Here is a 14,065-nt window from a genome sequence, read left to right as displayed (position 1 = left end):
CGAAAGGACCGCTCTCCAACATGGATACTCCGTTGGGTTCCGTACTCTATATCACGCTTGGCTGCGCCAAGAACGAGGTCGATACCGACCGCATGCGTTCGCTGCTGACCGCTGCGGGCTACGAGGAGGCATTCGATCCTCAGGATGCCGATATCGCCATTGTCAATACGTGCTCGTTTCTTACCTCGGCGACGTCTGAGAGCATCGAGACCACGCTCGAGCTCGCTAGCGAGGTGCAGGACGGCGTTCGCTCCTGCCCCATTGTCATGTGCGGTTGCGTGCCATCTCGTTACGGCGACGACCTGCCCGACGAGCTGCCCGAGGTCGCGGCATTTGTGAAGGCCGATGAGGAAGACGGTATCGTCTCTGTCATCGATGGCGTTCTTGGTGTGGAGCGTGAAATCGCTGCCTATATCCCGCAGGTCAAGCGTACCGTCGAGGGTGCTGTCGCCTACGTCAAGATCTCCGATGGCTGCAATCGTTTTTGCAGCTTCTGCATGATTCCCTACATTCGCGGTCGCTATCATTCGCGCAATGCCGAAAGCATTATCTCTGAGGTGCGCGACCTGGTTGCCGGCGGTGTGCGCGAGATCGTGCTGATCGGCCAGGACACGGGCATTTGGGGCACCGACTTTGCCGATGAGGACGCCGCTGAGGCCTCACCGCGCAATCTGGCGCAGCTGCTGCGCGCCGTCGCCGAGGCTGTACGCCCGCACAACGTCTGGGTTCGCGTGCTCTATCTGCAGCCCGAGGGCATGACCGACGAGCTTATCGAGACGATTCGCGATACGCCTGAGGTATTGCCCTATATCGATATCCCCGTGCAGCACTGCGACGCGCGCATCCTCAAGGCCATGCGTCGCTCCGGTTCGCGTCAGGAGCTCGAGGAGCTGTTCCGCGATCTTCGTGATCGTATCCCCGGCATCGTGATTCGTTCCACGGCCATGGTCGGCTTTCCGACCGAGACCGACGACGAGTTCCGTGATCTTATCGACTTTATGGACACCGTCGGCTTTGACTATACGAGCGTCTTTGCCTACTCGCGGGAGGAGGGCAGCCTGGCCGCCAATATGGAGGGCCAGGTCGATGAGGAGGTCAAGCTTGAGCGCGCCCAGGAGGCCATGGATCTGGCCGAGTCGCTGGGTTTTGCCGCCACAGCAGCCCATGTGGGCGAGCGCGCCCAGGTAATCGTCGACGGTATCGAGGAGACCGAGGACGGCGCCGAGCTGATCGGTCATGCCTGGTTCCAGGCGCCCGATTCCGATGGCGCGGTGCATCTGGACGCCAGCGAGGCGTCCGTGGGCGATATTTTGACCGTCGAGTTTACCGATAGCTTCTGCTATGAGCTTATCGGCCATGTTGTGGAGTAGGAGAGCGTCGTGGCAAACGAGAGCAATAAGGAACTGACGAGCGTTTGGACGCCCGCCAACATCGTGACGTGCGTTCGCATCGTCTTTATTCCGGTGTTCATGATCGTCTCGGCCCTGTCTCACGCGAGCGTTGCCGGTACGGACTGGAGCACCTTCGACGGCCCGCTCGCCGCCGCTGCCTTCATTCTGTATGTGATCCTGTCGTGCACCGATAAGGTCGACGGCTATCTGGCGCGCTCACGCAACGAGATCACCGATTTCGGCAAGTTCTTGGACCCCATCGCCGACAAGTTGCTGGTGTTCTCGGCCTTGCTGCTGTTCTTGGATTTTGGCGCGGTGACCGTGTGGTCCGTGTTCATTATCCTGTTTCGCGAGCTGTTGGTGAGCGCACTTCGCATGGTCGCGAGTGCTGCCGGTGTGGTCGTTGCCGCCGATAAGCTCGGCAAGTACAAGACGGCGACCACGATGGTCTCCATCTGTGGCTATCTGTGCGTCTTTGCGATGGCCGGTCTTCAGCTGGGACCGGCGTCGCTGCTGCTCGGTGTCTATTCGGTGTCGCGCTTCCTGTACGCCATCGCCGTCATTTTGACCATTATCTCGGGTGCCCAGTACTTCTGGAACTGCCGTAAGATCGTCTTTTCGGTCTAGGTCCTGGTGGGTATGACGGAGTCTTATTTGCAGATCGCCGCAAACAACGAGGAGCTGGCGCGCGATATTGTCGAGCGCGCGAGTGCCCGTGGCGTAACGGTGTCGACGGCGGAGTCGCTGACGGCGGGCATGATCGCCTCGACGATTGCCGATATCCCGGGTGCCTCGGCGGTGCTTCGTGGCGGTGCGGTGACCTACTGCGATGAGATCAAACATCGCGTGCTCGGCGTCGAGCAGGAAACGCTCGATCGGTTTAGCGCCGTGTCGCATCAGACGGCGCGTGAGATGGCCGCGGGCTCGCTGGACCTCTATCAGAGCGATGTCGCCGTGAGCGCAACGGGCTACGCTGGGCCCGGCGGCGGTACCGAGCAAGACCCCGCCGGCACGTTCTATATCGGCTGGGCGTATCGTGCGGCCGATGGGGGAGCGACGGTCGTTGAGTCTGCGCGCTGTCACTACGAGGGTGATCGGTCGTGCGTTCGTGCCTATGCGGTCGCTGAGGCTTTGGAACGCATTGTCCGCGTGCTCAATTCCATGGAATAGACATGTTTTAAGGGGCCATAGGGCCCCTTAATTGTGGAGATAGGGACCTTTGGCAAGGAATGCGCTTGCGCTGGCACATGTCTTTAATTTGTACGAGCACTCGTAATTGCGATTGGCATGGTCAAGCGTTTGGTCGGTGATTGGTCGGCGTTTGGTCGGGTTTTGGAATGGACGGGTGCATATGATGAACCTGAACGGTTGACCACGAACAGCCGTTCGTTTATCATCGATTCAGGTTGTTAAGAGGAGGGCTATTCATGGCCAAGAATTCAGGTCCCGTACGTACCGTTCATACGCGCACGACGGGTAAAGAGCGCGACGAGATGATCGCCACTACCAAGGCCGAGATCGAGAAGAAGTTCGGCCAGGGTTCTATTATGAGGTATGGCGACGGCGGTCCCGAGCTCGAGGTCGAGGCTATTCCGACGGGCTCTCTGGCGCTCGATGCCGCCTTGGGTATCGGCGGCGTGCCGCGCGGCCGTATCGTTGAGATTTATGGCCCCGAGTCCTCCGGTAAGACAACGCTTTCGCTCGAGATTCTTGCAGAGGCGCAGGCCATGGGCGGTGTCGTGGCGTTTATCGACGCTGAGCATGCGCTTGATCCCACCTACGCCGCGCGCATCGGCGTCGATATCGACGAGGTACTGATTTCCCAGCCCGATACGGGTGAACAGGCGCTCGAGATCGTTGACATGCTTGTGCGTTCCGGTGCCATCGACGCCATCGTCGTCGACTCTGTTGCCGCTTTGACTCCGCGTGCCGAAATCGAGGGCGAGATCGGTGACACGACGGTGGGTCTGCAGGCTCGCTTGATGAGTCAGGCGCTCCGCAAGCTCGCCGGCTCGCTTGCCAAGTCCAACACAACCTGCATCTTCATTAACCAATTGCGCGAGAAGATCGGCGTCATGTTCGGCAACCCCGAGACCACCACAGGCGGCCGCGCACTCAAGTTTTTCTCTTCCGTGCGTATCGATATTCGCAAAATCGATACCATCAAGCTCAAGGACGAGGTTATCGGCAATCGCGTACGCGCCAAGGTCGTTAAGAACAAGGTGGCTGCTCCGTTCCGCTCGGCCGAATTTGACATCATGTATGGCACCGGCATTTCTAAAGAGGGCTCGATTCTGGATATGGCTGTCGAGTGCGGCATATGCAAAAAGATGGGGTCTTGGTTTGCCTATGGTGAGGACAAACTCGGCAACGGTCGCGAGGCCGCTAAGACGTTCCTGCGCGAGCATCCCGATTGCGCCGACGAGATCGAGCACAAGGTTCGCCTTGCCTGCGGTCTTGAGTATGACGATGATGCCCCCTCCGAGGTTGAGTTGACCGATCAGCCCGCCCCCGAGGAGTTTGACGAGCTGTATGCCATCGATGGCTCCGCGATGCTCGACGATGACGACGAGTAACGGATGGCGACATGTCGTATACGGTGACCGAGGCTAGGGTCGTTTTTCCGGATAAGAAGACGGCCTCCTCGTTCTCGAGCGGCTATGCGTCTAAAAAGCCCTGTGCACATATCGATTGCGATCTGGAGGGCGGTTTTGAACGGTCCATTTGGATTCCCGTGCGTGTGGCACGTGTGTACGTCCAGAACCGTCTCGATCTTCCCTGCGACTGGGATGACTTTCGCGAGGCGGTACAGCTTATCGAATGCAAATGTGCGCTCACCATGGTGACCGAGATGCTTTCGCGTCGTGATCATGCTACGGGCGAGGTGCGCGATAAGTTGGCGCGCTATGGCTTTCGTCAGCCCGCGATCGACTTTGCCGTCAATCGTGCCATCGAGTATCGTTTTTTAGATGAGAACCGCTTTTGCTCGTACTTTATCGAGGAGCGTAAGCGTCGTGGTTGGGGACAGCGAAAAATCGAGACTGAACTCAAGCGTCGCCATGTTGCACTTGATGAGATTCCAGGGTATCCCGAGGCTTATTTTGCCGAGGATGACGACTTGGCTCGCGCATCGGCTTTGCTCGCTAAGCGTCGCGTTCCCGAGGCGCGTGCATTCGAAAAGCTCGTCAGATTTTTGATGGGCAAGGGCTTTTCCTATCACATTGCCGCGGATGCCGTTAAGGCGCGCCTCGATGCCTTAAGCGAGAAATGCGACGTTTAAGCATGCGCACGTTACGCTCCTGCCGTTCACCGCTCGATAGGCGCCGTGCTGGGTGCGTTAATTTGACAGTTGTTGCGGTTCAACGTAGGATAATTACTGTCATTTGCATTGTGATATGTGCTCATCTGCGATGAGTTTGTTTATATGTTTATCTGTATCCGACCCGCATAAGCTGCGCCCATATTACTCAAATGTCGCGAGCCGTTCGTATGGACGGTTCGCTTTGTTGTGTAACGAATCCATAAAAGGAGTGAGCATGCCGCCTATCATTGCAGCGCTCGTTGGCATTGTTTTGGGTGCCATCGTCGCCATTGCCTACATGCGCACCGCCAAGCAGGGTAGTCTTCACGAGGCCGAAGAAAAGATTCAGTCGGCACACGCGCAGGCAGAGTCCCTGATCGGTGATGCTAAGCGTCAGGCCGAGACCCTCAAAAAAGAGGCTCTGCTCGAGGCTAAGGAAGAAATCATCAAGAACAAACAGGCCGCCGAGGCCGAGGACAAGCAGCGTAAGAGCGAGATTCGCGCGCTCGAAAATCGCGTGATGCAGCGCGAGGAATCGCTTGACCGACGCAACGATGCGCTCGATAAGCGCGAGCATCAGCTGTCCAGCCAGGCCGGTCAGGTCGAGAAGCGCTCTCGCGAACTTGAGGAGCTTTGCGCCAAGCAGACCTCCGAGCTCGAGCGTATTGCCGACCTTACGCGCGAGGATGCTCACAAGGAGTTGCTCGACAAGGTCCGCGGTGAGGTTACCCATGAGGCGGCCACCATCATCCGTGAGTCCGAGCAACAGGTCCGCGCCGAGTGCCACAAGACCGCTCAGGAGATTCTCTCCCTGGCGATCCAGCGCTGTGCCGCCGACCATACCGCCGAGGTCACCGTCACGTCCGTTCATATTCCCTCCGATGACCTTAAGGGCCGCATCATCGGTCGCGAGGGTCGTAACATCCGTACTTTCGAGCAGGTTTCCGGTGTCAACCTTGTGATCGACGACACCCCCGAGACTGTCGTGCTTTCGAGCTTTGATCCGGTCCGTCGTGAGACCGCCCGCGTGGCGCTCGAGAACCTCATTGCCGACGGTCGTATTCACCCCGCCCGCATCGAGGAGATGTATCACAAGGCCGCTGACTTGGTTCAGCAGCGTGTGCTCGAAGCCGGCGAGCAGGCTGCCTTCGATACCGGAATCCACGACCTGCATCCCGAGATCGTCAAAACCCTGGGCGCTCTGCGCTACCGCACCTCGTTTGGTCAGAACGTGCTACAGCACTCGCTTGAGGTCTCCGACCTGTGCGGCATCATGGCCTCCGAGCTTGGTCTGGATGTTGTGACCGCCAAGCGCGCGGGTCTTCTGCATGACCTGGGCAAGGCCATCGACCACGACGTTGAGGGTCCGCATGCTGTGATTGGTGCCGAGCTTGCCCGCCGTTATGGCGAGAAGCCCGTTATCGTTCACGCAATCGAGGCCCATCATGCCGATGTCGACCCCAACACGGTGCTCGACGTTCTGGTCCAGGCTGCCGATGCTGTTTCCGCTTCTCGTCCCGGCGCCCGTCGCGAGTCGGCCGAGAGCTACATCAAGCGCCTTGAGAAGCTCGAGGAGATTGCCAACTCTCATGACGGCGTCGAGCGTACCTATGCTATGCAGGCCGGTCGCGAGGTCCATGTCATGGTTCAGCCGGACAAGATTTCCGATGCCCAGTCCACGGTGCTTGCGCACGATATCGCCCATCAGATCGAGGAAGAGATGGAGTATCCCGGTCAGGTGCGCGTTGTCGTGATTCGCGAGAGCCGTGCCGTCGATATCGCTAAATAACATGAACGACGCGAACGAGCTCATCTCATTTATCGCGTCGATGTCGGGGGAGGGCAACCTTCGCGTCGAGGAAAACCTTGGCGAGGGGTATGTCCGCCTCCGCGTTTCGGAGGCCGAGCGCCGTCAGGCCAAGCATGACATTCAGCATGTAGAGGACATTGTCATCGAGATGCTGCGTAATGCTCGCGATGCCGGAGCCGATAAGGTCTATCTAGCCACGACCAAGGAGGAGGGTGTTCGTACCCTCCTTTTCCTGGATAACGGTTCGGGTGTGCCGCAGGATATGCAGGAGCGTATCTTCGATGCCCGTGTCACCTCCAAGCTCGAGAGCATGAAGATGGACCGTTGGGGTGTTCACGGTCGTGGTATGGCGCTGTTCTCTATCAAGCAGAACACCGATGAGGCACGCGTTGTTACATCGGGCGTCGATTTGGGCTCAGCGTTTAAGGTGTGCGTTGATACCGATCGCTTGGCTGAGCGCGCCGACCAGTCGAGCTGGCCTCAGGCGGTTAAAGACGAAGACGGCCGCTATGTATGCGCTCGCGGTCCTCACAACATCATTCGCGCAGCCTGCGAGTTTGCCCTTGAGGAGCTGCGCGACTGCGACGTGTATCTGGGCTCTCCGTCCGAGATCGCTGCGACCCTGTATGCCCAGGCTTCCAGTCGTCTCGATACGTCACGCCTGCTCTTTATCGATGACGAGTGTGAGCTTCCGGTTATCGATCGTTTGGGCCTCGCTTCGGATGCCGAGGACTTTATCCGGATTTGCTCCGGGCTGGGTCTCGAGATGTCCGAGCGTACTGCTCACCGTATTCTTTCGGGACAGATTAAGCCCGTTCGCGGCGTGTGTGCGCGTCTGCTGCGCGAGCGCGATTCCACCTCGCATTTGCCGGCTCCAGTCGATCTTGCCAAGGACCGTCGAGGCCTTCGCATTGCCAAGGATGACATGGCGCAGTTTTCGCGTGCTGTCGAGCGCGACTTCAATGACCTCGCCGCCCGGTATTACCTCAATCTGTGCGGCGACCCTAAGATTCGCGTTTCACGTGATCGCATCACCGTGACGTTCGATCTTGCCAAAGAGGAGTAGCATCTTTACCGAGTCCGCTCGGTACGATACAGTTATTGCAGTTAAAACGTACTTTTAAACGCAGGAGTTTCTTCATGGATTGCCTGAAGGTATCAAGCAAATCATCGCCCGCGTCCGTTGCCGGCGCCATTGCCGGTATGGTCAAAGATGGCGTTCCCGTCAACATTCAGTGCGTCGGTGCCGGCGCCGTCAACCAGGCCATAAAGGCCGTTGCCATTGCGCGAGGTTTTTTGATTCCGACTGGCTTTGATGTCTCTTGTGCGCCGGTGTTCTCTGACATCCTCATTAACGGGGAGTCTCGCACGGCAATCCGTCTCTCTATCTACGTTCACCAGATTAATCGGGCTGCTATGGACAATGTCGTCATGGACGACGTTAAGCCTGTTGCGTAAGCGAGTTTTCGCACGTTTGTAGCACCTTTGTGCCCCGTCGATATCATCGTTAGGATGTAAGCTCATGGACCAGCGCTTCGTACGCGATATTCTTGCCGGTAAAACCTATTTTATCCGCACATTTGGCTGCCAGATGAATCAGCATGACTCCGAGCGCGTGAGCGGTTTGCTCGATTCCTATGGCTGTCTTATGGCGCTCGATCCGGAGCATGCCGATATTGTCGTATTCATGACGTGCTGTGTGCGCGAGGCTGCCGATACGCGCCTGTATGGTCAGTGCAACTCCTGCAAGAGTCTCCCTCCTTCTCCTTCGGGCAAGCGTGTGGTCGCCGTGGGTGGTTGCATCGCTCAGCGCGATGGTGAGGGCTTGCTCACCAACGTCGATAACGTCAACGTTATTTTTGGTACGCATTCGATTGCGCACGTGGCGGAGCTTATCGCCGAGGCGTTTATGGATGGCAAGCGCCATATCCGCACGAATGAGCATGAAGATACGGACGCCATGAGTATGCCGTGGCATCGCGAGACGCAGTATCATGCATGGGTGCCCATCATGACGGGCTGCAACAACTTCTGTACGTACTGCATCGTGCCGTACGTCCGTGGTCGCGAGAAGAGCCGCCCCTTCGAGGAGATTGTCGACGAGGTGACGGGTCTGGTGCGTCAGGGTGTGCGCGAGATTACGCTGCTGGGACAAAACGTTAACTCCTACGGTCGCGATCTCTTTGGCAAGCCGCGCTTTGCCGACCTGCTGCGCGCCGTGGGTGATACGGGCGTCGAACGTATCTTCTTTACTTCTTCGCACCCCAAGGATTTGCTTCCCGAGACCATCGATGCTATGGCCGAGACACCTGCCGTTATGCCGCAGCTTCACCTAGCCGTTCAGTCGGGTTCCACGCGCATCCTTAAAGAGATGAATCGTCGGTACACGCGCGAGGATTATCTGGGGCTGGTCGATCGCATTCGTAACCGTATGCCCGAAATTGCGCTTTCGACCGACATCATCGTGGGCTTCCCGGGCGAGACCGAGGAAGACTTTGAGCAGACGCTCTCGCTTGCCGAGACGGTGCGCTATGCCCAGGCCTACACGTTTATTTACTCCAAGCGCGCCGGTACCCCGGCAGCTGAGATTTATGATCCCACCCCGCATGAGGTTATCCTTGAGCGCTTTAACCGTCTGGTCAAGGTTATCGAGACGACGGCATACGAGTATAACCAGGGCGAGCTTCACACCGTGGTGCCTGCGCTTATTGAGGGCACGAGCAAGAAAAACGACGCTGTCCTTCTTGGTAAAAGTCCTAAGAACCAGACAGTGCATGCGCCGATTCCCGCTGGCTATAGCATCGATCAGCTTATCGGCAAAATCGTCGACGTCGATGTGGATGTCGCCAAGACGTGGTATCTGTCTGGATCCGTTGTGGGTGAGCCTCGCTAATGGTTTCCCCCGGCACAAACCTTTCTGCCGTAGCGATCGTCGGTCCGACGGCGGTCGGCAAGAGTGATGTTGCCGACCGCCTGGCCTCTCGTCTGTCGTCTGAAGTGTTATCGTGTGACGCGATGCAAATCTATCGCGGTATGGATATCGGTACGGCCAAGATGATGCCCGAGGAGTGCTCGGTGCCCCTGCGCCTTGTCGATATCGTGGACCCGGGCGTCGCGTATTCTGCTGCGCTCTATCAGTCTGATGCCCGGGCGCATATCGAGCGTTTGCTAGGTGAGCAACGGCTTCCGGTCTTTTGCGGTGGTACGGGCTTGTATCTAAAGGCTGCACTCGATGAAATGGATTTTCCTTCGGGAGAGCTCGAGGACGAACGTCGCGCGGGTTATCAGGAGCTTGCCGAGCGTATTGGCGAGGAAGCATTGCATGCCCTGCTTGCCGAGCGTGATCCGGAATCGGCTGCCGTGATTCATCCTCATAACGTGCGCCGCGTGATCCGTGCGCTCGAGATGCACGATGACGGTGTGTCGTATGCCCAGCAGAAGTCGAAATTCAGCGTTCCGCATGAGCGCTATCATGCCATGTGGTTTGGTCTGACGCGTAGCCGTGAAGTGCTGTATGAGCGCATTAACCTGCGTGTCGACCTTATGTTTGAGCAGGGGCTGGTCGATGAGGTCCGTGGCCTTATGGACCAGGGCCTGGGTGATGCACTCACGTCGATGCAGGCAATAGGTTACAAAGAGATTATTGATGCCTTGCGAGGCGCTATCACCATGGATGAGGCCCGCGAGCTTATCAAGATGCGTTCACGTCGCTATGCCAAGCGCCAACTTTCCTGGTTTAAGCGTGACGATCGCATCGTGTGGTTCGATATGGATGAGTTTACCATCGATGAGGTCGTCGATGATATCTACCGTCGTATCGAGGCTGCCTAATGGCACGTTTTCCCTTGGTTCCCACGGCACCTGAACCTGAGCGTGCCGTCTTGGTTGGTGTTGAGTGGCGCGATAACGCCTGGCCGCTCGACCGTTCGCTCGACGAGCTCGAGCGCTTGGCTCACACTGCTGGAGCCCAATGCGTGGCACGCTTGTCTCAGCGTCTGGTTAAACCTTATCCCAAATCGTTTATCGGCTCCGGTAAGGTCGAGGAGCTATGCGGTTTGGTGCATCGTATGGATGCGGATGTTGTAATCTTCGACGACGACTTGACTCCTTCACAGCAGTCCTATCTTGAGAAAGCCGTGGGCGAACCGGTCAAGATTATTGACCGTACGGCGTTGATTTTGGATATCTTTGGCCTGCATGCCCAGACGCGTGAGGGTCGCTTACAGGTCCAGCTGGCTCAGTTGCAGTATCTACTGCCCCGTCTGCGAGGTATGTGGAGCCACCTTGCTAAGGAACAGACGCGTGGCGGCATTGGATCGCGTTTTGGCCAGGGCGAAAGCCAGCTCGAGGTCGACCGTCGCCTGATTCGCGACAAGATCGCTGCGCTTCGCCGCGAATTGAAACAGGTTGAACAACGTCGTGATGTGCAATCGAAAAGCCGTATTGAATCGCCGGCGTTTCGCGTAGCGTTGGCTGGCTACACCAATGCCGGCAAGTCGACGTTGCTTAATCGATTGACGGGATCCACGGTACTTTCGCAGGATAAGCTGTTTGCCACGCTCGATCCTACGACGCGTTCGTATCATTTACCCGGTGGCCGTGGCATGACGATCACTGATACCGTTGGCTTTATTCAAAAGCTGCCCCATGGCCTGGTCGACGCGTTTAAATCTACGCTTTCCGAGGTGCTCGGCGCCGATTTGGTTCTTAAAGTTGTGGATGCTTCCGATGAGGATTACGAGCGTCAGCTTGAGGCGGTTGATCGCGTCCTTGACGAGATTGGTGCCGGTGAGCGCCTGACGCTTACCGTGTTCAATAAAATCGATCTGCTCGATAGCGTCGACCGCTTGAGCTTTCGCCGGCGCTATCCCGAGGCGGTATTGTTCTCGGCTCAGACGGGTGAGGGCCTTGATGACTTAGTGGACCGCATCGCTCGTGAAGCGGCCGCTACGGACGTGTTGCTCTCGGCCGATATCCCGTATCGAGAGGGCGCGTTAATCACGCTCGTGCACGAACAGGGAACCCTTCTGCACGAGGAATACCTCGAGGACGGCGTTCGTATTGTGGCAAAGCTTCCAGCCCGTATCGCACCGCGTCTCGAGCGTTATCGAACAGAGTAAATCAGCTCCAGTACACCCAAGATAACCGGTTGATGAAGCAGGTAGAACGGCAGCGCATGGCGCCCGAGACTTGCGAGCGCCGGGATGGGATTCGCATAGGCCCATCCCGGCGCCTCATAGTTTGCTTCCTGAGTCGTGTGGGCGGCAAAGAAGCCTGCAAGGTACATAAATAAGAATGGTATGACTGGATAGTAATCACCAGAGACAAAGTCTGGACCTGGGAAACCCAGCCAAGCTAAATAGGGGATAGGATAAACCGTTTTAGGAATGCTCCAGGTAAGGGCAAAAAGTGTGAGGCAAATTGCTATACCCCATACCGACGGCACTTTAACAATCACTGGACGCGCGAGCGCGACAATGGCGGTGCAGGCCGCCATGCAGAACATGATGCCGAAGTTCACCGAGTCATCGACTGAGACGAGCGTCGTCGCGACCCATACAACAAAAGCGGCAGCGGCATATTTAGCGGCACGCTTTATGTTGTTGCGCGAGAGGGTGCACATCCAGCCGGCAATAAACAAAAATACCCAACTGATGCTGGCACGCCAGATGTCTTGGAAGATGGTCTGAGTAAACCAGGGAATATCCCAACCATAAAGATAGGCAAGATCGTAGCAAGCATGAAATCCTGCCATCGACAGCATGGTAAATCCGCGAATGGTATCAAAGACCGTGATGCGGTTTTGCATTACGAGAACCGGCGCATCAATCCAACAACCTTGCCCAGGATCGTCGGATTTGTCGCATAGATGGGCTCCATGGTGTCGTTTTCGGGCTGCAAGCGAACTCGTCCCTGCTCTTTGTAGAACGTTTTGACCGTTGCGGAGCCATCGATCATGGCCACAACGATCTCGCCATTCATGGCACTCTTCTGTTCGCGAACGATGATATAGTCGCCGTTAAGGATACCGACGTTAATCATCGAATTACCGTGGACCTCGAGGATAAAAGACCCCTGGTCCGTTGCGATCTCGGTCGGGATGGTAAAGGTGTCCTCGATATTCTGCTCGGCAAGGATGGGGATCCCCGCGGCGACACGGCCCACGAGGGGTAGCGATACGGTTCCGCGGGGTGCCGTGGGCTCATCGGACTTTGAGATGGAGACGGAGGCTCCGTCCTCGTCAAAGAGCTCTAGGGCACGAGGCTTGGTGGCGTCACGTTTGAGCAGGCCGCGTGCTTCCAGAGCGGAGAGATGTGCATGTACGGTGCTAGGGGAGGAAAGACCCACAGCCGAAGCCATCTCACGCACGCTGGGCGGATAGCCCTTTTCCTGCTGATACTCCTTGATGAAGTCGTAAATCTGCTGCTGTCGCTTGGTAATTTTGCGAGCCATCAGGGATTCCTCTCTACCTAACCCAAACAAATGTTCTATGTTTGCTTGACAGGAACAACTGTTCGAAGATAATAATAACCGAACACTCGTTCCCGCGCTAGACTTTTTTGTCCTCGCGCCTTGATAAAACAGTTCTCGTCAAAAAAACGCGAGAGGAGAACATGATGAATGCAACGGATATGGTCCAGGGAAACCTCGCCCTTAAGCTCGAGACGCCTGCGGCGCCGGCTTTCACGGTTGTCAAAGGCGGCCGATCTGGTTTTCAAACACTGCCTGGCAAGCCCGTCCGCAGCCAGTGCGTCGCCACGACTTCGGCCCCCGTTGCTCTGAAGGCCTCGACGATTGTCGCCCTGGCCGTTGCGCTCACGCTCTTCTTTGTACTTGCTACCTCGATCTTCAGCGCTCGTCACGCCGCATATGCCGAGTCGGCATCTAACGTTACCTATGAGACCGTCCGTGTTCAGTCTGGCGATTCCTTGTGGTCGCTTGCTCAGGAGCATTCCGTTGACGGTCTTTCTACGCAGGAGACTTCTGACATAATTCGCAGTGTCAATCATCTGGAGCATGGGTCACTCGATGCGGGTGACGTTCTTAAAGTTCCTGCGCGTTCGTAAGATTTAAACACCGGTACATGGTACCCTTGTTATCGTTTTGGAGGAGGTACCATGCGCTGTCCCAGATGCGGCAATGCACATACCCGTGTTGTCGATTCCCGTATGCAGGAATCTAATAACACCATTAAACGCCGCCGTGAATGTTGTTCGTGCAACTATCGCTTCACAACATTCGAGCGATGCGAAGACCCCATCGAGGTCATCAAATCTGACGGGTCAAGGCAGCGGTTCGATCGCAATAAGCTGCTGGTCGGCTTAATGCGCGCTACGATTAAGCGCGACATCGACACGAAAAAGCTCAATGAGCTCATCGATGACATCGAGGTGGAGCTACGTTCCCGTACGCTGACGGCTGTTACGTCCCACGACCTGGGCGACATGGTGCTTAAGCGCTTGGCCAAGATCGACAAGGTGGCCTACATTCGCTTTGCCTCGGTCTATCGCGATTTCAAAGACATCGATGAGTTTTTGCAAGAGCTCGACAAGTTAAGGTGAT

Annotated in this window: 15 protein-coding genes; 13 read left to right on the top strand and 2 right to left on the bottom strand. The window is 56.9% G+C overall.

The window, feature by feature from the left end:
• The first annotated feature begins 20 nt into the window (after positions 1 to 20).
• The 11 genes from rimO to hflX all read left to right on the top strand — a co-directional run bounded on the left by rimO (position 21) and on the right by hflX (position 11,622).
• Positions 21 to 1,370: a 30S ribosomal protein S12 methylthiotransferase RimO gene (rimO, locus tag ACQRCA_RS00550; protein WP_427717482.1), complete on the top strand. Its 1,350-nt coding sequence runs from the start codon at positions 21 to 23 to the stop codon at positions 1,368 to 1,370.
• A 99-nt stretch (positions 1,371 to 1,469) separates the two neighbouring features.
• Positions 1,470 to 2,018 (top strand): CDP-diacylglycerol--glycerol-3-phosphate 3-phosphatidyltransferase, encoded by a 549-nt coding sequence (gene pgsA / locus ACQRCA_RS00545; RefSeq protein ID WP_427717592.1) that lies wholly within the window; start codon positions 1,470 to 1,472, stop codon positions 2,016 to 2,018.
• A 27-nt stretch (positions 2,019 to 2,045) separates the two neighbouring features.
• Positions 2,046 to 2,561 (top strand): CinA family protein, encoded by a 516-nt coding sequence (locus ACQRCA_RS00540; RefSeq protein WP_427717479.1) that lies wholly within the window; start codon positions 2,046 to 2,048, stop codon positions 2,559 to 2,561.
• A gap of 257 nt (positions 2,562 to 2,818) precedes the next feature.
• On the top strand, positions 2,819 to 3,967 hold the full coding sequence (gene recA, locus ACQRCA_RS00535; protein WP_154516331.1) for a recombinase RecA: 1,149 nt from the start codon (positions 2,819 to 2,821) through the stop codon (positions 3,965 to 3,967).
• Between the two features lie 11 nt (positions 3,968 to 3,978).
• The gene (locus ACQRCA_RS00530; RefSeq protein WP_154516334.1) at positions 3,979 to 4,671 is read left to right on the top strand and encodes a regulatory protein RecX; all 693 of its coding nucleotides are present in this window, start codon (positions 3,979 to 3,981) and stop codon (positions 4,669 to 4,671) included.
• A 256-nt stretch (positions 4,672 to 4,927) separates the two neighbouring features.
• Positions 4,928 to 6,481, top strand: coding sequence for a ribonuclease Y (gene rny, locus ACQRCA_RS00525; RefSeq protein ID WP_154516337.1), 1,554 nt, complete (start codon positions 4,928 to 4,930; stop codon positions 6,479 to 6,481).
• A 1-nt stretch (position 6,482) separates the two neighbouring features.
• Positions 6,483 to 7,568 (top strand): ATP-binding protein, encoded by a 1,086-nt coding sequence (locus ACQRCA_RS00520; protein ID WP_427717475.1) that lies wholly within the window; start codon positions 6,483 to 6,485, stop codon positions 7,566 to 7,568.
• 74 nt (positions 7,569 to 7,642) lie between these two features.
• Positions 7,643 to 7,960: a stage V sporulation protein S gene (locus tag ACQRCA_RS00515; protein ID WP_118079896.1), complete on the top strand. Its 318-nt coding sequence runs from the start codon at positions 7,643 to 7,645 to the stop codon at positions 7,958 to 7,960.
• A gap of 64 nt (positions 7,961 to 8,024) precedes the next feature.
• On the top strand, positions 8,025 to 9,395 hold the full coding sequence (miaB, locus tag ACQRCA_RS00510) for a tRNA (N6-isopentenyl adenosine(37)-C2)-methylthiotransferase MiaB (protein WP_427717472.1): 1,371 nt from the start codon (positions 8,025 to 8,027) through the stop codon (positions 9,393 to 9,395).
• Positions 9,395 to 10,333, top strand: coding sequence for a tRNA (adenosine(37)-N6)-dimethylallyltransferase MiaA (miaA, locus tag ACQRCA_RS00505; RefSeq protein ID WP_427717471.1), 939 nt, complete (start codon positions 9,395 to 9,397; stop codon positions 10,331 to 10,333). Before miaB ends, miaA begins: the two co-directional genes overlap by 1 nt.
• Positions 10,333 to 11,622, top strand: coding sequence for a GTPase HflX (hflX, locus tag ACQRCA_RS00500; protein WP_427717469.1), 1,290 nt, complete (start codon positions 10,333 to 10,335; stop codon positions 11,620 to 11,622). Before miaA ends, hflX begins: the two co-directional genes overlap by 1 nt.
• Here the strand turns inward: hflX and ACQRCA_RS00495 are convergent.
• The gene (locus ACQRCA_RS00495) at positions 11,607 to 12,311 is read right to left on the bottom strand and encodes a heparan-alpha-glucosaminide N-acetyltransferase (protein WP_427717466.1); all 705 of its coding nucleotides are present in this window, start codon (positions 12,309 to 12,311) and stop codon (positions 11,607 to 11,609) included. The two genes, hflX and ACQRCA_RS00495, sit on opposite strands and share 16 nt — an antisense overlap.
• Positions 12,311 to 12,955 carry a transcriptional repressor LexA gene (lexA, locus tag ACQRCA_RS00490; RefSeq protein ID WP_427717464.1) on the bottom strand — a complete coding sequence of 215 codons (645 nt, stop codon included), beginning with the start codon at positions 12,953 to 12,955 and terminating at the stop codon, positions 12,311 to 12,313. The genes ACQRCA_RS00495 and lexA overlap by 1 nt, the downstream gene beginning before the upstream one ends.
• A 164-nt stretch (positions 12,956 to 13,119) precedes the next feature.
• On the opposite strand from lexA, the gene ACQRCA_RS00485 reads away from it, so the two are divergent.
• Together ACQRCA_RS00485 and nrdR are read left to right on the top strand one after the other, a co-directional pair.
• The gene (locus ACQRCA_RS00485) at positions 13,120 to 13,569 is read left to right on the top strand and encodes a LysM peptidoglycan-binding domain-containing protein (protein ID WP_427717462.1); all 450 of its coding nucleotides are present in this window, start codon (positions 13,120 to 13,122) and stop codon (positions 13,567 to 13,569) included.
• Between the two features lie 51 nt (positions 13,570 to 13,620).
• The gene (gene nrdR / locus ACQRCA_RS00480) at positions 13,621 to 14,064 is read left to right on the top strand and encodes a transcriptional regulator NrdR (RefSeq protein ID WP_427717459.1); all 444 of its coding nucleotides are present in this window, start codon (positions 13,621 to 13,623) and stop codon (positions 14,062 to 14,064) included.
• Position 14,065 lies beyond the last annotated feature (1 nt).

The sequence above is a fragment of the Collinsella sp. SGI.095 genome, assembly GCF_050314535.1.
Classification (GTDB): domain Bacteria; phylum Actinomycetota; class Coriobacteriia; order Coriobacteriales; family Coriobacteriaceae; genus Collinsella.
This window is presented reverse-complemented; position numbering and strand designations above follow the sequence as displayed.